At 55.9% G+C, this 19076-nt stretch carries 20 protein-coding genes; 7 read left to right on the forward strand and 13 right to left on the reverse strand.

Annotated features, from left to right (window positions below):
* Positions 1-248: 248 nt before the first annotated feature.
* The 6 genes from NVV94_RS14375 to NVV94_RS14400 all read right to left on the reverse strand — a co-directional run bounded on the left by NVV94_RS14375 (position 249) and on the right by NVV94_RS14400 (position 3061).
* Positions 249-911: an isoprenylcysteine carboxylmethyltransferase family protein gene (locus NVV94_RS14375; RefSeq protein ID WP_258443070.1), complete on the reverse strand. Its 663-nt coding sequence runs from the start codon at positions 909-911 to the stop codon at positions 249-251.
* 140 nt (positions 912-1051) lie between these two features.
* A complete protein-coding gene (locus tag NVV94_RS14380; protein ID WP_258443071.1) occupies positions 1052-1324 on the reverse strand; it encodes a hypothetical protein in 273 nt (90 codons plus the stop codon).
* Positions 1317-1595 carry a hypothetical protein gene (locus NVV94_RS14385; protein WP_258443072.1) on the reverse strand — a complete coding sequence of 93 codons (279 nt, stop codon included), beginning with the start codon at positions 1593-1595 and terminating at the stop codon, positions 1317-1319. Before NVV94_RS14385 ends, NVV94_RS14380 begins: the two co-directional genes overlap by 8 nt.
* Before the next feature lie 21 nt (positions 1596-1616).
* Positions 1617-2111 carry a DUF411 domain-containing protein gene (locus NVV94_RS14390; protein ID WP_258443074.1) on the reverse strand — a complete coding sequence of 165 codons (495 nt, stop codon included), beginning with the start codon at positions 2109-2111 and terminating at the stop codon, positions 1617-1619.
* Between the two features lie 105 nt (positions 2112-2216).
* Complete coding sequence (locus NVV94_RS14395) at positions 2217-2582, reverse strand: hypothetical protein (RefSeq protein ID WP_258443075.1); 366 nt, start codon at positions 2580-2582, stop codon at positions 2217-2219.
* A gap of 287 nt (positions 2583-2869) precedes the next feature.
* The gene (locus NVV94_RS14400; RefSeq protein ID WP_258443076.1) at positions 2870-3061 is read right to left on the reverse strand and encodes a co-regulatory protein PtrA N-terminal domain-containing protein; all 192 of its coding nucleotides are present in this window, start codon (positions 3059-3061) and stop codon (positions 2870-2872) included.
* Between the two features lie 254 nt (positions 3062-3315).
* On the opposite strand from NVV94_RS14400, the gene tnpA reads away from it, so the two are divergent.
* Positions 3316-3648, forward strand: a complete 333-nt coding sequence (gene tnpA, locus NVV94_RS14405) for an IS66-like element accessory protein TnpA (protein WP_258443077.1) — start codon at positions 3316-3318, stop codon at positions 3646-3648.
* Between the two features lie 53 nt (positions 3649-3701).
* Here tnpA and NVV94_RS14410 read toward each other — a convergent pair whose 3' ends face one another.
* Positions 3702-6683 carry a Tn3 family transposase gene (locus NVV94_RS14410; RefSeq protein ID WP_258443079.1) on the reverse strand — a complete coding sequence of 994 codons (2982 nt, stop codon included), beginning with the start codon at positions 6681-6683 and terminating at the stop codon, positions 3702-3704.
* Complete coding sequence (locus tag NVV94_RS14415; protein WP_258443081.1) at positions 6680-7696, reverse strand: site-specific integrase; 1017 nt, start codon at positions 7694-7696, stop codon at positions 6680-6682. Before NVV94_RS14415 ends, NVV94_RS14410 begins: the two co-directional genes overlap by 4 nt.
* Positions 7697-7882: 186 nt before the next feature.
* Between NVV94_RS14415 and NVV94_RS14420 the strand changes: the two genes are divergently transcribed.
* Positions 7883-8929 (forward strand): DNA-binding protein, encoded by a 1047-nt coding sequence (locus NVV94_RS14420; RefSeq protein WP_258443082.1) that lies wholly within the window; start codon positions 7883-7885, stop codon positions 8927-8929.
* A gap of 176 nt (positions 8930-9105) precedes the next feature.
* Here the strand turns inward: NVV94_RS14420 and copD are convergent, their stop codons facing one another.
* From copD to NVV94_RS14445, 5 genes are all read right to left on the reverse strand, one after another.
* Entirely contained in the window at positions 9106-10044 is a 939-nt protein-coding gene (gene copD / locus NVV94_RS14425) for a copper homeostasis membrane protein CopD (protein ID WP_258443083.1), read from the reverse strand.
* Between the two features lie 3 nt (positions 10045-10047).
* The gene (copC, locus tag NVV94_RS14430; RefSeq protein ID WP_258443085.1) at positions 10048-10431 is read right to left on the reverse strand and encodes a copper homeostasis periplasmic binding protein CopC; all 384 of its coding nucleotides are present in this window, start codon (positions 10429-10431) and stop codon (positions 10048-10050) included.
* A 349-nt stretch (positions 10432-10780) separates the two neighbouring features.
* Positions 10781-12000 (reverse strand): IS3 family transposase gene (locus NVV94_RS14435; RefSeq protein WP_408733403.1). Its coding sequence is split into 2 segments (ribosomal slippage): positions 10781-11655 and positions 11655-12000, totalling 1221 coding nucleotides; the frame shifts between segments, so codons are not numbered across the junction.
* Between the two features lie 214 nt (positions 12001-12214).
* Positions 12215-13588: a heavy metal sensor histidine kinase gene (locus NVV94_RS14440; RefSeq protein WP_258443088.1), complete on the reverse strand. Its 1374-nt coding sequence runs from the start codon at positions 13586-13588 to the stop codon at positions 12215-12217.
* Complete coding sequence (locus NVV94_RS14445) at positions 13585-14268, reverse strand: heavy metal response regulator transcription factor (RefSeq protein WP_258443089.1); 684 nt, start codon at positions 14266-14268, stop codon at positions 13585-13587. The genes NVV94_RS14440 and NVV94_RS14445 overlap by 4 nt, the downstream gene beginning before the upstream one ends.
* A gap of 205 nt (positions 14269-14473) precedes the next feature.
* On the opposite strand from NVV94_RS14445, the gene NVV94_RS14450 reads away from it, so the two are divergent.
* From NVV94_RS14450 to NVV94_RS14470, 5 genes are all read left to right on the forward strand, one after another.
* A complete protein-coding gene (locus tag NVV94_RS14450) occupies positions 14474-14833 on the forward strand; it encodes a co-regulatory protein PtrA N-terminal domain-containing protein (RefSeq protein ID WP_258443090.1) in 360 nt (119 codons plus the stop codon).
* A 161-nt stretch (positions 14834-14994) separates the two neighbouring features.
* Positions 14995-15555, forward strand: coding sequence for a plastocyanin/azurin family copper-binding protein (locus NVV94_RS14455; protein WP_258443091.1), 561 nt, complete (start codon positions 14995-14997; stop codon positions 15553-15555).
* 146 nt (positions 15556-15701) lie between these two features.
* Positions 15702-16229, forward strand: a complete 528-nt coding sequence (locus tag NVV94_RS14460; RefSeq protein WP_258443092.1) for a plastocyanin/azurin family copper-binding protein — start codon at positions 15702-15704, stop codon at positions 16227-16229.
* 98 nt (positions 16230-16327) lie between these two features.
* Positions 16328-16531 carry a hypothetical protein gene (locus NVV94_RS14465; RefSeq protein ID WP_258443093.1) on the forward strand — a complete coding sequence of 68 codons (204 nt, stop codon included), beginning with the start codon at positions 16328-16330 and terminating at the stop codon, positions 16529-16531.
* Between the two features lie 5 nt (positions 16532-16536).
* Positions 16537-18894: a heavy metal translocating P-type ATPase gene (locus tag NVV94_RS14470; RefSeq protein ID WP_258443094.1), complete on the forward strand. Its 2358-nt coding sequence runs from the start codon at positions 16537-16539 to the stop codon at positions 18892-18894.
* The last annotated feature ends 182 nt before the right edge of the window (positions 18895-19076 follow it).

The raw sequence follows: 19076 nt of genomic DNA on the forward strand, positions 1-19076 counted from the left end.
GACATCGGGCCAGCCATCCGCCACTGATAGGCCGCATTGGCCAGTAAAAGGCTTGCTGCCATGCTTGCCGTGCAATGAAGAGTTGATTGCTCCGCCATCCTCTTGTTTTGCTCCTTTGGTCCTTTGGTTTGGAGGATGGTTTTAGGCGCCTGAGTTAGGCGCCTTTTTTTCGGCTGAGTAGTCCGTGTCGCTCTTTTTAGCGATGACGTTGATCGTCACGGAAAGGAAAAATGCTGGGTGTCACCAGGCTATTTCTGATAGGCAAAGAGCAGTGAGCGGAGAAACTCACGCCAGTCCTCTCGGCGCGGAAAGAACATCGGCAAGCGTTGCCGATAGGCCTGATAAACTTCGCCGAAGCGCTCGGCCAGCGCCGATTCCTCCCGCTTGGCCAGCCGAACATAGGCGTAGATGATCACGGGGAACAGCAGCAAAGTGACGACCGTCGGCCAGTGAATGATCTGCCCGAAGACGGCCAGCATGATCCCGGTGTATTGCGGGTGTCGGATCAGACCGTAGACTCCCTCTGTGGCCAGTCGGCCCTCCAGATTGGCGCGGTAGACCTGGACCCAGCCTCGGATCAGCAGCACCAGACCAACCACGATAAATACTCCGCCCAACAGCATTTCCAGCATGGCCCCGGTGCTGCCGTAGCCCAGCAGGGTAGCCCAGAGATGGCCGGAGAAGCCCGTCAGCGGAAGATCAATGCCCAGAAAACCAGTCAGCAGATAAATAGTCAGCGGGAAGCCGTACATCTCGGCGTATAACGCGATGATGAACGCTTGCACCAAGCCGGCGCCCATCCACTCACGCCAACTGCGTGGGGCGACGAAACGGTAGAGGAGCCATGATGCGATCAGCACCATGATGAGCACCCAACTCCAGTGTCCATAGTGCATGGCAAAGTCGTTCATGGTCGGCTCCTTCTAGATCAGCAGAGGATCGGCATTCAGCATCTGAGTAGCGGCACTGCTAGTGCGGTACCGCTACCCAGAGCTTATTTCTTATGTCTCTACCTGAGAGGTGCAGAGACTGGCGACAAGAGATCTGACCTCTATTGCGCCTTACTGTCGCCTTGAGGTGCCTTATCTCCCATATTCATCATGCTCATACTCTGCATCATTTTGCTGCAGTCCTTCATCATTGAGGACATCTCCTGCATCATGTCCATCATCGGCATTTTATTGCCTTCCATCATGTGCATATCCTGTCCTTTCATCATGCTGTCCTTTGCAATGTCCTTTGACTGCTCGGCAAAGCCCGTGGAAACGGCTCCAAGAGTTATGAGGGCAGCGAGTATAGCTGTGCAAATTTTAGAGTTACGCATGGCAGTTCTCCTGATCAACGACCTTGGTTTCTGACAGGCTCCGGGCAAGTAACGGTTGATCCGGAGTTTTTTGCTCACAGGCGGTTTCCCCGACCATATTTTTCAGGCAGAGCCCGATCATTAACAGGCAAAGCAGAACAGGCAGAGTTGCTGCTGCAAACCGACTGTGTAAGTTAAAGAACAAAGTGAACGTTATTGCAACAGCAAGTCCCGCAAGCAGCGGGTAACGTTGCAATAAACCTTTTACGTACAGCGCCATGTTCTTGGTCATGGTGTAATCCTCAAAGTTTATTCAGGCATTTATTGCCTTCCATATTTCAGTCGCCGAGCTATCGGTCAGCACATGGGTCATGTAGAGCCAGGCTTTAGCTCCGTCAAAGGCGTAAATTTCAAACGGTTTCTGTTGAGTACCGTTCATGCCGGGCGAGCCCGCAGGCATACCTGCCAGGGCGATACCGCGAATTGCTGGACGCTCCGTCAACAATTTATTGACGGCCGCAAGTGGAACGTGACCGCCAACGACATAGCCATCAACCGTCATGGCATGGCAGCCTGCCAAGGATGGGGGGACGCCAGACGCCTTACTGACGCGCTGAAACTGTGCGGAATCCGCGATAACCGACACCTTGAAGCCACCTTCGCGTAGGTACTCGGCATATTTATCGCAGCACTTGCAGCTTGGATTCTTATAAAGAACGGTTTCTCCAGGAGCAGCAAGGGCGATCGGCATCGCAAGGGAGGCGAATGCCAGTAACACACCACCCAAAAGCGTGAATGACTTGTTCATGGTGAATACCCAATCCTTTTCCATTGACGACAGTTAGTTGCAGGCACCATGCTTGTATCTCGATGTTCTTTTGGCTGTTTTAGCTGGAAGAGCAAGCGAGCATACTCAGGTCCTGATCAGGACAGTGATCTTGGGTGGGAAAGGCTCAGGAGCAACCGCCATGCGGCCAAGGAAGGGTGTATAGCAGAAGTTCTGAGGAGAAATTAAGGTTAGAGAGGATTCAGTAGGATATGCGATAGGCCCTGCGTAAGGAATTGCACAGTTCATCGAGCACGCTACTTGGCTCTGGATGTTTGGGCAACAGGTATCGGCCTGGCTGTATTCGGCCTGCATGCTCTGCGCAGCAACACAATCGAGGGAACCAATCGATGACTCGGATTTAAACATCAAGACTCCACTTTGTGCGACCACTAAAAATAGCAGCAGCACCATAAGAAGCTTGATCAGCTTTTTGTTCAACTTTCGAGTCATCACAGGACATCGCTCCTTCAACTCTTGAAGAGCACTCCTTGAGGCTAGCTCAAAAGCTCGTCCGTGTCACAGTCGGAGCATGACTTTTCGGCGCATGACTCGATTACAGCAGTGCGCAGCTTCTCAGGGAAGCGATGAGCTGGTCGTAGACGCATGAATAAGCTCCTCAAGACTAACGGCAAGCGCGGAGCCAGTGACACCAATTACTCTGCAGGGTCATAGCGGTACCGCTGAAACTGCCGCTACAACCCACGAAGCGATCAGATAGCAACAACAAAGTGGGACACCTACTTAGTGCATACAACCATTTGCCCGGGACGCTGGTCGGGCTGCACCTGCTCAGCTTGCAGCATCACGGTTCCGACCGTATCGCGTTGCGCAGCGTGGCGCGCCAAAGCTCGGTCACTGCCGCCTTCGGCCCACGCCATGGACGACAGCAGGATCGAACCCATCAGAAGTACAGGTTTCAGAAGTTTCATGAGACACCTCCTCATACAGATTACCCGGCACTCTGGGGATAGCGCTCGGTGGCCGGGTGGAACGCTAGTGCAGCGCTCCTGATGTCAAACTAGACACTCATCCCTGACAGGTAGCTGAGGCCGAAATTACATTTGCGTCAGCTCGTATTGAGTATCCGTCCGGCCAAGTCATCTACCCAGCCCTGCAAAGCCAAGACATGGTGTGCACTTAAATTTAAGTGGGCACCAGTTCGAGCCTTTCAAGCGGGTATTTCATGCAACCACAACGCCGTTCCTACTCCAAATCCTTCAAAGTCCAAGTCATTCAAGAGTGCGCCCAGCCCGGCGCCTCGATTGCCAGCGTCGCGCTGAGCCATAGACTCAACGCGAACCTCGTCCACAAGTGGATTCGAGGGCAAAAGCAAAAAAACACGGAGCTGCAACCTGCTTTTATTCCGTTCCCCATGCAGCTAGCCGGAGCAAATTCGCAAACTGCATCATCGAATATCTGCGTTGAAATCCAGCACCCGCGTGGCACTGTCAAAGTGAACTGGCCGACCGAAAGCGCGGCTGCCTGCGCCACCTTTCTGCGAGATCTGTTGCGATGATCCGCATGAGGGTTGGCCGGGATTCGCGCTAAATTCGCCAAAATACAGTTAAGTTACTGATTTAAAGGCTGAAACTGAATTTTGTAATCGATTGGCTTGATCTTGCGGTCGAGGTCCAAGGTGTAGTCGCCGAAACGATTGATATGACTCGTCCGATACGGCGACAGTGCCTTTAGCACCGCCTCATCCACTGGGTGCCCCTGCCGCTGCAGATCCTTGAGTACCCGCGACATTTCCTGCACGTTGTGCAGGATCACCAGGTTCGATACTAAGTGGTTGTACTTGATGACCTTGCGCTGCTCATGCCGCACGTTCTCGGCAATAATGCCCTCTCCACCGAAGAACAGCCACTTGGTGAAATTATTGAATTCCTCGCTCTTGTTGGTGGCCGCGTGGATGTTTCGCCGAAGCTCGATATCGTTGATGTAATTCAGCAGGAACATTGTGCGCACTACACGGCCGAGCTCGCGGAAGGCGAAGTACAGCTTGTTCTTTCGGCTGTAGGTTCCCAGCCGGCGCAGGATCATCGAGGGCGTGATCTTGCCGGCTTTGATCGAGATGGCTACCCGTAGCATGTCAGGGACGTGGCGCTCAATCAGCGCCCAGTCGATGGAAGCTCTGAACAGGCTGTTGATATGGCGATAGTGGCTCCCCTTCTCCGGTTTGAAGAAAACGAGTTCCTTGATATTGCGAATTCTCGGCATCAGCTGGATGCCGAGCAAATGCGCCAGACCAAACACTGGGGCATTCTGGGCCTGAGTATCACCATGCACGGTGTCCGGTTGAATATCCGAGTCGTTTTTGACCAGACCGTCCAGGATGTAGACCGCCTCGTAGACCCCGCAGGGAATGAAGCGGCTGAACAGGGCGATATACATGTCTGAAACATGGTAGTAGCCGATGCCGCCGTAACCGCCGTAGCGAATGTGGTACTCGGAAAGCAGATTCTGTTCGTAGACATTCCACTTGGTACCGTCCGCGGAGGCGGCTTTCCCAGTCCCCCAATAACGCGGCAAGGCAAAGCGGTTGTAGGCGTTGATAGCCGCCACGATGGCCTTGTCGAGTCGCTCCTCGGTGACGTGTTTGAGATTAAGCCATGCCACTTGTTTTCGACTGAAGCCTTTCACTGATCGCGCGGTTTGGGACGGCCCTAGGTTGCAGCCATAGCAGAACAGCGTGGTAATGAAACGCTTACGTGGCTCATCGAGCTTGGCCTCGAAGCCAGAGAGCGGGCCAAACAGTCGGTGCAAGTCAAGCCAGCGCTCTGTTTCTGTCAGTATGTCCAAGATGCTTTTGGGTTCAGCGTTTGCCGTGATGGCTTGATCGATGATGGGTAGCTGGGGCGGCGGCTCCCGTCGCTCGGTTCGCCGAATCAGCAGCCCGGATTCGGTCAGATCCACATGCTCGTTATCCGGGAAACGGTCGTCGACCTTTTGCCCGAGCGCGGTTAACTGGTCGCGCAGACCTTGGGTAAACGCAGCCGGATCAACGTCCATGCCCACTAGTTCGCCGTAGCCCAGCACTTCCTTCTGGTACTCGTCCCAGCTCACCAGGTGCTCGCGGTAATCGTCGTATTGATCACTGTGCTCAACGTAGAGGTCGCCGGATTTCAGCTCCTGCATAACTTGAGAGAAGATGCAGAGCTCAAAATACTTACGGTGAATCAACGTCTGACTGTTGGCGGTGTCGCTCTTAGTGAAGATCAGTTTTCGCCACTTCTCGGGCAGCCCCGTCAGGGCCATGTCGGCAAACTCGTCCGCGCTGAGCGTGAGGTATTCGCGGTGACTGTTGCGATGCTGCTGCAGCCAGTCAACCGCCAGTAGCAGCGCGTCGTCCTGCGAGCTGGACTTGAGTGCAAGCACGTCCAGGCACTGAAACAGTAGCGAGCGCTTGCTGCGGTATGGCTGCAGCATGAACGGATAATAGTTATTGCCGGCGAAGGCCATGTGCTCATCGCACTGGGCAATCCAGGAGGCAGGATTGCCCTCAAGGGTTTCGTCGACCTGTGCAAGTCGCTCATCCGGTGGCAGAGGTGCTTCTAGGGCAGTCAGTACCTCCCGGAATTGACCGATCAGTCGATCCACCTGCTGGACATGGGTCAGGTGGTACTGCTGCAAGCGTTCTTCGGCAATCCGGTGCAGGCTGCGCAGGGTTTTGATGAAGATTTCGGCCACGTCATCCATGGCCTTCTGCAGTTGCGACTGCACCATGAGTACGGCCAAGGTGTAGCGCTTGTGGGGTTTCATCGCCCGCATTTCGGCGATATCGAGCGCTCGCGCCTCCAGCACCATCTGGGTGCGCTTGCTGATCGCGATATTCGCCAGCAAGGGAAGTCCATCGGCCAGTTCAATCAGTCCGTTGATATGCTTGAGGAAGCTTGCCACCTCACGAGCGCCGGGACGCTTGGGTTCGCGCTTGAGGCCATCCCAAGCACTGCGCCCCTGGGGTTCCAATAGTTGATCCAGCCGTTCCGTGGCAGAGGCTGACAGCGCATTGGCGACACTCTGATAAATCGACTCGTTGACGCTGACACGGGCCTGCTGTGCCAGGCGGCTGAGCCGTGTAAAGCCCGGGAGTTCATAACGGCGGCGAACCAGCTCTTCAATGAGGATGTTGATGATGTCAGGCAGTTCCTGCTTCGAGCTGGCGGCTAGATGAGCCACCTCATCCAGCCACTGATCTCCCTCGGCATCCAGCATCTGAATGCCCAGATGCACGCGAAGCCGCTGCTGGTGGCGTGGTTTGCTGCCGGACTGGTCGTAACGCTGCAGGGCGACCTTAGCGGGAACACGCAATCCTGCCCGGCGGCAGACATGTTCAATGATTGCTGGTGGCGTGGCTGTGAGTGGCAAGAAATAGCCGAGCCGTTGCAGGAGCTTCAGTTGGATCAGGAGGCAGACTCGCGTAGGTGCTTGCCGATACCAGCCAAAGATCAAGGCTTTCTCTTGAGGGCTGGGTGTATAAATCGCGCCGAGTTCTTGTGAGCTGAACTCTGTTTTGAGGCGCGGATAGGCGGTTTCTTCCAGTCGACTCATGGATCTTGCTTACGCCGTAATAGCGAGCCTGCCGCGTTTTCTTCGAAGGCGCCGGCCTCCTCGATATAGCCGTGTACGGTGCCATCATGCCGCCAGCCACCCTGGCGCTTGATCTCGAGAAAGTCTGCGCCGGCGCGATGAGCGCTGGTTGCCAGCCCACGGCGGAGACTATGGCTGCTCATCTCTGGGGCATGCGATAGACCCGCTTCCTTGGCGCGGGCAGCCAGGATGGCATTGACGCTACCCACGTTCAGCGCGGCTTCGCCTACTACACCCCAGCGGCTGATACGCCGGAACAGCGGGCCTTGCTCGATCTGGGCGGCGTCCAGCCAGCAGCGCAAAGCCTTGGCTGGGCAGCAGATGCTGTCGCCGTACGGGATCGCCTTGTCCAAGCCCTGGCCTTCCTGGTCAGTTTTGGAGCGCGGTAGCGTGATCCGCAGGCCTTCCTGCTCCCAATGCAGGTATCGAACTTCCAGCGTGACCAATTCGTTACGACGGAACGCCCCGAAATACCCCACCTGAATCAGTGCGCTGTCACGCAATGCAGCGAGCCCTGCCGTCGCGCTCAAGTGCGTCACGATGCGATCCAAATCTTCCAAGAGTAGCGCCTTCGCTTTTTGCCGCGGGCGCCCGTGGACACGCTCAATGCCGCGCAAGGTCTTGCGCACGGTGGCGGTGGCCGCAGGATCAGGAAAACCCTGATAACGGTGCCATTGCGCCAGAGCCGTCAGGCGCAGGGCCAGCGTACGGGGGTTCAACGCTTCCGCGAAGGTCAGCAGGTAACGAATCGCCGTGGCCTCATCGCACGGCAGCACGCCGCCCCAGGCCTGAAAGTGGCGAATGGCCGAGCGGTAGGTGCGGCGGGTGTTGTCGGAGGTGGCAGCCGCGAGAAAGCGCTGATGTTGCAGGGCCAACTGTTCGGGCGTGGCGAGCGTACCCGGGGTACGCAACAGCGTAATCGGTTCGTCGAGCGGGATTGGAGGGACACTTTCGTTGTTATTACTGGCCGTCATCACGAAACGCCTGTTTAGGCCGTGTGTACCGCAGATTATAGGTGCGAATGTCGATCGTGACGATCTAACTCACGATAGTCGCGCTTATCGTGGGTTAACTGGTAGCTTCGCAGGGTTTAACTATTCTGTACTTAATCCGAGATATTACGTTGTCCATAATACGGTACAGAAAAATCCGAGGTAGCCATGGCCCGTTCCGGCGTCCTTTATGTCCATGTCGCCCAGGCAGCGGCCCGGCTCGTGGCCGCTGGCCACAACCCGACGATCGACAGCATCCGCGCCGCCCTGGGTGGGACTGGCAGCAAAAGCACGCTGGCGCCGTTGTTAAAACGCTGGAAAGCCGCGCATCCCGGTACGCTGGCGCAGGCCGAACTGGGATTGCCCGCGGAGCTCGTCCTGGCGCTGAAGGGACTGTACGAAAAAGTTCAGGCGGAGGCGGCCATTCAACTCCAGCAGGCCGTAGAGTCTCACCAGACAGAGGCCGCCGCATTGCAGGAGCAGTTGCAGCAAGCGTTCGTCGAGCGCGACGCCTTGCTCAGCGTTCAGGCGCAGCAGACCCTAGCACTGGCCACCGCCACTACCCGCAGCCAAGAGCTGGCTGACACCGTGCAGCGTCAGGAGATCGTCCTGGCCGGTCTGAGCAGTGAAAAGCTCGGGCTCGAACAGCGCCTGGCTGACCGCGCCGCCGAAGTCGTCTCGCTGACCCAGCAATTGCAACAAGCACGGGTGCAGTTCGAGCACTACCAAGCGTCGGTCGCGCAACAACGCAGCGACGAGCGCCAGGCCGCTGAGCAACGCCAACAGCGCCTTGAACACGAACTGGCAGCGCTCCGGCAGCATCTGCTCGCGCAGCAAACCCATCTGGGTGAACTGCAGGCCCGGGAACAACGCCTGGTGCAAGACCATGATCTGCTTAAGGATACCCTGCGCACGACCCAGGAGGCGTTCACCCAGAGTCGCAGCGCCCTTGAGCAGGTGGCATTGCAATTCGCCGAGTTGAAACAGGCGCATCAGACACTGGAACAGCGTCATGGCCAAGGCGAGCAGTGGTTGGCTGAAACGCGGACGCACTTGGCCGTGAGCGAGCGGGAGCGGAGCCTGCTGGCGGAACGCTTAACCCGGGCTGAAAGCCAGTTGACCGCGTTGGCCACCGAAAAGCAGCGCCTCCTGCAGGAGAAAGCGGTGCTCTCCAGTCAACTCGCAGAGTTCAGGGCCGAGCGTGGCCAGCCCTGAATATGGCCATTGGGGCATTCGGCCTCAACTGACTGCGTAACTGCACGGACTTGCTGAACACCCAATTGCAAACTGGACCACCTGCTTGCATTGCCAATTACCAACCATTTGCGCTCTAATCTGGCCACAACATTCCATTCGCTCAGGGAACGGTGCAGAGCACATGCAGATTAACTCTATACTGTGCCCACTTCCATCTCTGGACTTAAGGTTCCTAGCCAAGCGACTAGACACACTATGATTATTGCTACTGAGAACTCTAGCGCCATGCTGCGCCGTAAAGCATTAACCGCCCCAGTGCATTCTCCGTTCTGGATCGACCGTTCTAACAGTGGACTCAAGTGAAAACGATTCAGCGTGGCCAACACGAGCATCGCTGCAAACAGTAATATTTTCAAACAAAGCAGCACGCCATAAGTGCTAAACGTTATATTTTCTACTGTTGGACCTACGATGAAAAGATAATTTACTATGCCGGTAGCACTTAGGCTAACCACGATCAATGCACCCGCTGATTCGAACCCGGTGAGTACTCGGGAGAGAATGCGCACCTCTTGCTTACCATTGAGTATTTTCGTACGCAGCAATAAAGCAAATGCCGCCAGAGCGCCGAGCCATCCTCCCGCGGCCAAAAGGTGGACGATGTCGCTGGCGAAATGCACGTAACGCCGGTTACCTTCGTTGATAGCGCCATGCCCTGTCCAAGCTAAGGTGGCTAGCGCGGTTGCACCGCACAAAGTAACCACCCAGAGGCTCAGGGTTGGAAAGCGTTTGTTCACTGTCAGCGCTACACCTGCTAGAACAAGAGCAGCAACCCGAACCATCCATGTCAGTCCGACATCGGTACCCATAAGCAGCATTTCGAAGATATGGCGTTGAAGCTCCATAAGTTCTGCAACGCCACTCATTGCCTTGGCAAGTAACAACATAGCAGCCAGAGACAGCAGTACGCCAACAACAACTGTGCCGAAAAGCAGCGACCCAAAGTTCAAGACAGCACCAGAGACTCGCTCTTTTCCCCTAAGGCTGTACAAACCAAAAATGGCCAATCCAAACAGCAGCATGAGGTCCATATAAAGAACGAAGCGAACGGCGATGTTGACTGAGTCGCTCATGGATTACTTCACTTTAAAAACAAGGTTGCCTGTTATGGGGTGCGTGTCGGAAGAGACTGCTCGCCATTCGACCTTGTAAGTACCAGTGGTTAGAGGAGCGGCAGGCGTGATGACCATCGTTTTCGGATCGTCGCTGCCTGAGACACTTGCCTTAACAGCCATTGGGGAATGCGACATGCCTGGCATGTCGGTCATGATCAGTTTTGCACCGGAGAACTGAGTTGTGAGGTTCTCAGAGAAATGCAGCTCAATCTTGGAAGGTGCTGCGGAGGTCGAGCCTTCCGAAGGAGTGGAGGACACCAATTTTGGATGGGCTTGGGCGATAGCGCTCAAAAGCAAACCAGCGGTAAGTGCGACAGCAACGGTCGTAGTTTTAAAGAGTGACATGCAGGGCTCCTCACAGCGCAAGCTGTTGGTTCGAGGTTTTGTAGGGAAGTTCTAGTTTTACTTCTCGATGTGGGTTGAAAACCACTGACGAATACCAAGCGTATGCCGCGCCCTGGTACGGACTGAACCCCGGTAGTGGGTCAGGAGAGCCGCGTCAAAGAGCCAGGACACGATGACACATGACCGCAAACCGTTCGATTACAATTCAGTAAGCTTGGTGGGCGCTCTCTGGCCCAGCGTTGAGGTAGGCATCATGGCTTTTCACGTTAAGGGCCTGCGTTGACTTGTCTTCGTCCGGACCTCCCAGGGGCCTGGACTTGCCCCTAAAAAACCGGACACCAACTCCCCGTTAAATTGATGCTGCGGCCAAGCGCCTGAACTCCCTCGGCGAGCGATAGTTCAAGGCGCTGTGCGGATGCTGCTCGTTGTAATGCTCGAAGGCAATGGCCAGGTTGCGTAGCGCCGTTTCTCGATCCGGCTTGGGCATATGCGCCACGTAATCACGCTTGATCGTCTTCACGAAGCTCTCAGCCATGCCGTTGCTCTGCGGGCTGCGTACTGGCGTGGTCACCGGTTGCAAACCGATCTGCCGAGCAAACAGGCGCGTCTGTTCGGCGGTATAGGCCGAACCGTTATCGCTTAGCCATTGCACCGGCGTGGCGGGCAGTTGGTCGCCAAAGCGCTTTTCCACGCTCTCCAGCATCAAGTCACGGATATCATCACCGCTGTATCCCGTTGGACTGGCGACCCAGCCGATGGCTTCGCGATCACAGCAGTCCAGGGCGAAGGTCACGCTCAGTTTGGCGCCGTCCTCGCAACGGAACTCAAAGCCGTCCGAGCACCAACGCGTATCACTGGTTTTCACGGCAATACGGCCTTCGTGTCGACGTGGCACGCCGGGCTGTTTGAGTCGACGCTCAAGCAGCAGATTGTGATCACGCATGACCCGGTAAACCCGCTTCACGTTGATCGCGGGCAGCAACTGGGTTTCACGTGCGCGACGCAGTAATCCCCAGACACGACGGTAGCCATAGCTGGGCAGCTCGCTGACCTGTTGCTGGATTTCAACCACCAGTTCAGCGTCGTCCACGGGCCTGTTTCGTCGTACCTTGGGCAAGGCTGATTGCTTGATTCGAACCGTTAATTGCGAGCGCGCCACACCGAGACATTCGCTGACCAGCTTCACTGGTCGTCCCCCGGCAACAAGGGTGAGTGCGCAATCCATTTTCGCGACCGGGCGATCTCCACGGCCTCTTTGAGGATTTCTGCTTCCATCGTTTTCTTGCCCAGCATCCGTTGCAGTTCACGGATCTGCTTGAGCGCATCACTCAGCTCGGAGGCCGGCACCACGGCTTCGCCAGCACTGACCGCCGACAAGCTGCCGTCCTGGTACAGCTTGCGCCACAGGAACAGCTGGTTGGCGTTGATGCCGTTACGCCGAGCCACCACCGAAACGCTTTGCCCTGGCTCAAGACTCTCGCGAACCATGGCCAGTTTTTGCTCTGGGCTCCAGCGGCGCCGCCGCTCCTGGCCCAAAAGCTCCCCACTCTTATCGTTGCTGTTAGTCATAAACATAACCGTTTGCCTATCCCTTATCGTAAGGGGGAAACAGTGTCCTGTCTTTCATGGGGCTCGTTCAGGGCCCTACACCGGTCACTCAGTCTAGGAAGCAAGGGGGAATGCAATTGGGTGTGCAAACGAATGGAATTACACAACTGACAAAAAAACAGGAGGAACCGCTTGGCGCGTTAGAAATGCAGGTCAATATCTTCGGAGTAGCCCCTCAAGTTGCCGGGAACTCCAGGTGGAAGGTTGTCCAGTTGTTGGCAGAGGTACACCAGATCTTGCCTTGATGAGCCTCAACGATGGATCGGGTAATAGCCAGGCCAAGCCCCGCATTGCTCGGGTTACCTTCGCGGCGAGCGGGATCGACGCGATAGAAGCGGTCGAAGAGTTTACCTAGGTGCTCAGGCTTGATGGTCTTGCCAGGGTTCTCAACAGTTAAGGTGACGGCGTTGCCAGTCTGACGGATCGTTACTGAGATCGTTTTCCCTTCTGGGGTATAGCGCAGCGCATTGGACAGCAGATTCGAGATCGCACGATCCAGCATCAGCTTGTCACCCAGAACGCAGCCTGAGCCCGATACCATGAGGTGGATGCCGCGCTCGTCCGCCAGTAGGTGGTAATACTCGAACAGTTTGGCGACCACCTCGCTGAGCTCGATACGCGTCAGCTCCGGAATGATCAAGCCGTTGTCCGATTTAGCCAGGAACAGCATTTCGTCGATTATCCGCGACATGCGCTTCAGGTCTTCCAGGTTCGAGTAGAGGTTCTCTTCATAGGCGTCGACACCGCGTTTCTTGGTAAGCACCACCTCTGTGTGTGTCATCAGGTTGCTCACTGGAGTACGCAGTTCATGAGCGATATCGGCAGAGAAATTCGAAAGCCGAACAAACGCATCATCTAGCCTGGCAAGCATCGCATTGAACGAGGTGACCAACTGCTGCAACTCAAGGGGGACTGGCTCCAGTGGGATACGCTCTTTCAGTGACCTTGCGGACATCGACGTAGCCACCTGGGTCACTTGTCGTAAAGGTCTCAGCCCACTGCGAGCGACAACCCATCCTAATGCGGCACTTATCAGTGCGCTAATGATCAGCCCGATCCAGAACCATCGCAGCAGTGTCTCAAAGAAGTGCATGTGATTAGTGACGTCGAGGATCAGCAAGGTTGTGAGGGGCTCGGGTTGATAAGGGCCAGACACCTGCGCTGTCATCCCGCGGTACATGTGCCCGCCTTCTTGCCATTCCCACATGTCGTGGTCAGGGTGGAGTTGATATTTCTCGGGGACATTGAAAGGCTTCGGCTCGGCGAAAAGCACTGTGCCATCATTTGCGAGGATGATCGCCGCTAGGTCTTCATGCGCCCCCAGCAGGGCATTAAGCTGAGGCTGCACCTCAATGAAATCTGCGCGACCACGTGTGCTGCTCAAAATTTTCTGAGTCGATTCGAGCTTTTCAATCAGCGTTTGCCGATCAAGCATTCTGAAGTGATGCCGACTGAGTTCATTGAAGCTCAGGCCTGCTACTGTGAGGACGGCGATCACCGCAAGCATGAACATCAAGCTCATGCGCGCTGTCAGTGACAGATGGTTCATTCCGACTCCGGGGCATCAAGCATATAGCCCATACCTCGGGCGGTATGGATCAATTTCAGTTCGAAATCATCGTCAATTTTCGCTCGCAAACGCCGAACAGCAACTTCGATCACATTGGTATCGCTATCGAAATTCATGTCCCAGACCTGGGAAGCGATTAAAGACTTCGGAAGCACTTCGCCGCGCCGGCGCAGCAGTAGTTCGAGCAACGAGAATTCCTTCGCCGTCAGGTCAATCCGCTTTCCACTGCGGATGGCACGACGTTTCAGCAGATCGACCTCAAGATCTGCTATTTTCATGGTGGTCTGCGTGGGCGAGCTATTGCCCCGGCGGAGCAGCGTCCTGACCCGGGCTAACAATTCGGAAAAGGCGAATGGCTTGACCAGGTAGTCGTCGGCACCCAGCTCCAATCCTTTGACGCGATCTTCGACGCCGTCACGTGCCGTCAGGAACAGCACCGGGACATCCTTCCCCGCTGCTCGCACCATCCGCAGTACGTCCCAGCCGTTCAGGCCCGGCATCATTACGTCCAGAATCAACAGGTCATACGCTTCGCTCAGTGCATGCTGAAGTGCATCCGTTCCCGTCATGACGCGGTCGACATTGAACCCAGCCTCGGTGAGGCCCTGCTGCAGGTAAGTGCCTGTTTTTGGCTCATCTTCAGCTACCAGAAGTTTCATGTGAGCGGTTTCCAAAATTTAGAGTGACCTGAGTGTGCAGCCAAATGGCACTCCCAACCAGAAGCTTACGAAAATGTAATCCTAGCTTCAGGCCTCTGTCAGGGAGTTTTGTCTAGGGTGCAAGCATGAGCACTAGGTTGTGCTCTCGGCCCTCGCATCAACAACCAGAGGTGCCGGCCACAGCTTCTTGTGAGGAGACTGTCTTATGAAACTGCTTAAACCTCTGTTTCTGGTTGTTTCGCTCCTGCTGTCCTCAGCTGTCTGGGCAGAAAGCGGGGGTGATCGCACCTTCGAGCGCATTCAAAAAATGCGGGATAAGGCCGAAGCCGTATTGATCCAGGCGGAGAAGGCTCCCCCTGGCCAGCGCCATGTGCACATGAAGGAGCACATGAAGATGCTCGAAGAGATGATGAGCCAGCTTCACAACGAACACCCAGCTCCCGGTGTGTCTGTGCAAGAGCATCTTGCTTGGATGGAGCAGCACGACAAATTGGTGGATGACGCCCTCGGGCAGATGATGCGGGAGCACAAGCTAATGATGGCTGACAAAGAGTGCCATCCATAAGAAATCCCCTTTAAGGCCTTCCGTGATTGCTCCTTTGGCCTAGCGGCGCCACAACGGCGCCGCGTTTTTTCAAGCTGACTAATTTGTAGTTTTGGGGTAAGCCTCCCGGCAGGAACCGGGGAATAGCATGAGATTTCCAACCACCTCAGTGAGGTTTCATCATGAAACGTTCACGTCTCCAACTGTTGATCGCCGCACTTCTCTTCGGAGCTGCAACTCCAGCCTTTGCACAAACTCCTGGCAATGAAACCAGCATTGGTCGACAGGCCCAAGCAACCCCTGCTACGCGTACCGTTTTCGTCAAGATGGATGACATCAGCTACGGCCAGAAGTCGATCGATGTGAAGCCTGGCGAGACCGTCCGCTTCGTGTTGAAGAACGAAGGGGCGCTGATGCACGAATTCAATATCGGCAAAGCCGTATCGCAGCTGGAACATCAACGCGAGATGGCGGCGCTATTCAAAGACGGCACGCTGACGCCGACGGGCAAGGCGAAGTCGATCGTCTGGCGGGAGCACTTCACTGCCCCTAGCGATTCCGATCCTCCGGGATATCCAGAGGTCATTGAGGCAAAACATGACGATCCTAACGCCATCCTCGTTGAGCCTGGGACGACGAAGGAATTCGTCTGGACATTCGCCGATGCGTCCAACCTGAACTTTGCCTGCACCCTTCCGGGACATTACCAGGCTGGGATGGTGGGTGAGTTCGTAATGCGTTGAATCGACGAACAGGTGTCCCGGCGTTGTGTGCCGGGCCACCTGATCTCAGCTAACTCTGCCTATGTAATTTTTGCGTAAGTAAGCTGGCAGCTCAGCCTGACTAGCATCAAAGGCGTTTTAAGCCACTCCGTCCTGCGAGGTTCACCATGAAAGCTAAGCCCGCTTTCCTGCTTCTCGTTTCCAGCCTTATGTTTTCCGCGTCTGCAGCCATCGCCAGCCCGAACTACGTAAATGTAGACATCGGTCAGCCAGGCAATGCCCAAAAGGTTGATCGCACCATCGAATTGAAGATGGGCGATAGCTTCTTCGAGCCAAAGAGCATTGATGTCAAACCGGGCGAAACAATCCGCTTCGTGCTCAAAAACGAGGGCGCGCTGCTACACGAATTCAGCTTGGGCATGGCAGCCGCTCATGCCGCCCACCAGAAGGTAATGGCGGCCATGTTTCAGAAGGGAACGCTTTCTCCGACTGGCACACACGACATGAACAACACGGGGCATGCCATGGGTGGGGAAGTCAGCAAGGAACACGACAATCCGAACAGCGTCTTGATCGAGCCGGGAGCCACCGAAGAATTGGTGTGGACCTTCGCCAAAGCAACCGGCCTTGAGTTCGCTTGCAACCTCCCCGGTCATTACCAATCAGGTATGGTCGGCAAAGTGAACATTCGTTGAGTTTGGATTGATAGGCGTTCAAGCAACTAGCTATCAGCAGAGCCTATCTATCTCACTGTGCCAAAGGATATCGCCTCAACCAACCGAAGATTCGAATCATGGATCACTCCCATTACCATTCCAGCGCTGAACCGCCATTCTGGAAAAGTAAGAGTGGCATCGCGCTGATCATGCTGGCCGTAATCGGGGTGTTTTATGTGGCCCGCGAACATTACGGCCACATGCATATGTTCGGCCATAACCATGGTGGGCACGCTCATCAGAGTGATGCTGATGCTCCCAAGGACGAGAACAGGAAATAAGCCCTATGCACACCTCCTCCAGCCATCACGACCATGACCTTGCGAAACATCAGGAAGACCAACAAGGGAGACAGCACGATCCGGTATGTGGTATGGCCGTCAAGCCCGGCAGTCAGTTCAGTGAAAGCTACCAAGGGCAGAGTTACCGCTTCTGCAGCGCGAAGTGCCAGGATAAGTTCCGGGGCGACCCTCTCAGTTATGTGAGCCAACCCCCTCAAGGTGGTCACGGACAACATGCAGCTCCGCCGGCCACACCTGACGCGGCTGAGTACACCTGCCCGATGCACCCGGAAATACGTCAGCCAGAACCTGATAATTGTCCCATCTGCGGCATGACCTTGGAGCCAGTGATCCCTGAGTTGGAGAAAGAGGAGAATCTGGAGCTCAAGGATTTCTCTCGGCGCTTCTGGCGGACACTTCCACTCACGATCATCGTGACCGTTTTGGCCATGGCCGGCCATACGTTGCAGCTGTTCCATGGCGCGACGCAGAACTGGGTTGAGCTTGTCTTGGCGACCCCTGTGACGCTCTGGGGCGGCTGGGTGTTCTTCAACCGCGGTATCGACTCGATCCGCCATCGCAGCCCGAACATGTGGACATTGATTGGTCTGGGTACAGCGGCAGCCTACCTGTACAGCGTCGCCGCGACGCTGGCTCCACAACTCTTCCCACAAGTCTTCTTTCAGGATGGGCGCATTGGCGTCTACTTTGAGGCTGCGGCGGTGATCATCTCCCTGACACTGTTGGGTCAGATGCTCGAACTCAAGGCGCGCTCGCAAACCTCTGCAGCCATAAAGTCGCTGTTGGGCCTGGCACCGAAAACCGCTCGGCGCATCAATCCTGACGGCCAGGAAGAAGACATCCCTCTGACCCATGTGCATCAAGGAGATCATCTACGGGTACGTCCGGGCGAAAAAGTCCCGGTGGATGGCACCGTGCTCGAAGGTGACAGCGCTGTCGACGAGTCCATGCTGACTGGTGAACCGGTACCGGTGACCAAGCGAATTGGTGATGCACTGATCGGCGCAACCATGAATACCCACGGTAGCCTAGTGATGCAGGCGCAGAAGGTTGGTGCCGAGACCATGTTGTCCCAGATCGTGCAGATGGTTGCCCGGGCTCAGCGCTCCAAGGCCCCCATGCAACGTATGGCCGATGCGGTAGCTGGCTACTTCGTGGTCGGGGTAATCGCAATCGCGATCCTCACGTTCTTCGGTTGGGGCTTGTTCGGTCCGGAGTCTGGCTGGGTATTCGGTGTTATCAATGCGGTTGCCGTACTGATCATCGCCTGTCCCTGCGCCCTGGGTTTGGCCACCCCTATGTCGGTTATGGTTTCGACTGGCAAGGCTGCCAGCAGTGGCGTTTTGTTCCGCGATGCGAGCGCCATAGAGAACCTCTGCAAGATCAATACGCTGATCGTTGACAAGACCGGTACGCTGACCGAGGGACGGCCTGTATTCCACAGTGCAGAGGGAGCCGGTCCGTTCGACTCGAACGAGGTGCTGCGATTGGCTGCAAGCCTCGACCAAGGCAGTGAGCATCCGCTGGCCCATGCGATCGTTGATTACGCCCGCGCTCAGGGAGTTGAGTTGGCCAAACCGGAATCCTTCGAGTCAGGCTCAGGCATCGGCGTTCGCGGTCAAGTGGAAGGCCGACAGCTCCAACTGGGTAATACAGCCTTGATGGAAGAAGCGGGAGTACGTACCGTTTCGCTGAGGAGTCGTGCCGAGCAGCTTCGCTTGGAGGGCATCAGCATCATTTACCTGGCAGTCGATGGTTCTCTGGCGGGCCTTCTGGCTGTCTCAGATCCGATCAAACCTACCTCCAAGCAAGCAGTCACCCAGCTACAGGATGTGGATGTGAAGGTGATCATGGCCACCGGTGATGGGCTTACCACCGCTCGGGCCGTGGCAAAGGAGCTGGGGATCGAGGAAGTCCATGGAGAGGTCAAACCCCAGGACAAGGAAAATCTGGTGGCCGATCTGCAAAGCTATGGTCGTCGGGTGGCTATGGCCGGGGACGGCATAAACGATGCGCCGGCACTGGCTCGTGCGGATGTAAGTATCGCGATGGGAACCGGCACCGATGTGGCCATGAACAGTGCTCAAGTAACCCTGGTTAAAGGTGACTTGATGGGCATCTTACGGGCAAGAACCTTGTCCGTGGCCACGGTAAAAAACATGCGACAGAACCTGGCCTTCGCCTTCATCTACAACGCGATGGGAATTCCGCTCGCGGCAGGGCTACTTTATCCCCTGACAGGTCACTTGCTGTCGCCCATGATTGCGGCGCTGGCCATGAGCGTTAGTTCGGCCTCGGTCGTATTCAATGCGCTGAGACTGCGGAAAACCCGTATCGACTGAGATTGGGGCAAACTCGCTGGCGAGGGCCAGCGAGTCTGTAGTCATGATCCAGCTTCACATGATGCTCACGATAAAAGGGCCGCTGCGGGCAACGCAGTAACCTCCTTTGACGATTAAGCATTCAATGCTGGGCTGCCCGCATAGAACGTGCTTTCTCGCTTCTCCAAACGTCCAGCCCGCAC

This window comes from Pseudomonas sp. LS1212, assembly GCF_024741815.1.
Lineage (GTDB): Bacteria > Pseudomonadota > Gammaproteobacteria > Pseudomonadales > Pseudomonadaceae > Aquipseudomonas.

Excerpts from the sequence above, each read along its gene's own strand:
- tnpA (WP_258443077.1), top strand. The coding sequence starts at position 3,316 with ATGCAACCACAACGCCGTTCCTACTCCAAATCCTTCAAAGTCCAAGTC.
- NVV94_RS14455 (WP_258443091.1), top strand. The coding sequence starts at position 14,995 with ATGAAACGTTCACGTCTCCAACTGTTGATCGCCGCACTTCTCTTCGGA.
- NVV94_RS14380 (WP_258443071.1), bottom strand. The coding sequence starts at position 1,324 with ATGCGTAACTCTAAAATTTGCACAGCTATACTCGCTGCCCTCATAACT.
- NVV94_RS14460 (WP_258443092.1), top strand. The coding sequence starts at position 15,702 with ATGAAAGCTAAGCCCGCTTTCCTGCTTCTCGTTTCCAGCCTTATGTTT.
- NVV94_RS14450 (WP_258443090.1), top strand. The coding sequence starts at position 14,474 with ATGAAACTGCTTAAACCTCTGTTTCTGGTTGTTTCGCTCCTGCTGTCC.
- NVV94_RS14400 (WP_258443076.1), bottom strand. The coding sequence starts at position 3,061 with ATGAAACTTCTGAAACCTGTACTTCTGATGGGTTCGATCCTGCTGTCG.
- copC (WP_258443085.1), bottom strand. The coding sequence starts at position 10,431 with ATGTCACTCTTTAAAACTACGACCGTTGCTGTCGCACTTACCGCTGGT.
- NVV94_RS14410 (WP_258443079.1), bottom strand. The coding sequence starts at position 6,683 with ATGAGTCGACTGGAAGAAACCGCCTATCCGCGCCTCAAAACAGAGTTC.
- copD (WP_258443083.1), bottom strand. The coding sequence starts at position 10,044 with ATGAGCGACTCAGTCAACATCGCCGTTCGCTTCGTTCTTTATATGGAC.
- NVV94_RS14470 (WP_258443094.1), top strand. The coding sequence starts at position 16,537 with ATGCACACCTCCTCCAGCCATCACGACCATGACCTTGCGAAACATCAG.
- NVV94_RS14420 (WP_258443082.1), top strand. The coding sequence starts at position 7,883 with ATGGCCCGTTCCGGCGTCCTTTATGTCCATGTCGCCCAGGCAGCGGCC.
- NVV94_RS14415 (WP_258443081.1), bottom strand. The coding sequence starts at position 7,696 with ATGACGGCCAGTAATAACAACGAAAGTGTCCCTCCAATCCCGCTCGAC.
- NVV94_RS14395 (WP_258443075.1), bottom strand. The coding sequence starts at position 2,582 with ATGACTCGAAAGTTGAACAAAAAGCTGATCAAGCTTCTTATGGTGCTG.
- NVV94_RS14440 (WP_258443088.1), bottom strand. The coding sequence starts at position 13,588 with ATGAACCATCTGTCACTGACAGCGCGCATGAGCTTGATGTTCATGCTT.
- NVV94_RS14375 (WP_258443070.1), bottom strand. The coding sequence starts at position 911 with ATGAACGACTTTGCCATGCACTATGGACACTGGAGTTGGGTGCTCATC.
- NVV94_RS14465 (WP_258443093.1), top strand. The coding sequence starts at position 16,328 with ATGGATCACTCCCATTACCATTCCAGCGCTGAACCGCCATTCTGGAAA.
- NVV94_RS14445 (WP_258443089.1), bottom strand. The coding sequence starts at position 14,268 with ATGAAACTTCTGGTAGCTGAAGATGAGCCAAAAACAGGCACTTACCTG.
- NVV94_RS14390 (WP_258443074.1), bottom strand. The coding sequence starts at position 2,111 with ATGAACAAGTCATTCACGCTTTTGGGTGGTGTGTTACTGGCATTCGCC.
- NVV94_RS14385 (WP_258443072.1), bottom strand. The coding sequence starts at position 1,595 with ATGACCAAGAACATGGCGCTGTACGTAAAAGGTTTATTGCAACGTTAC.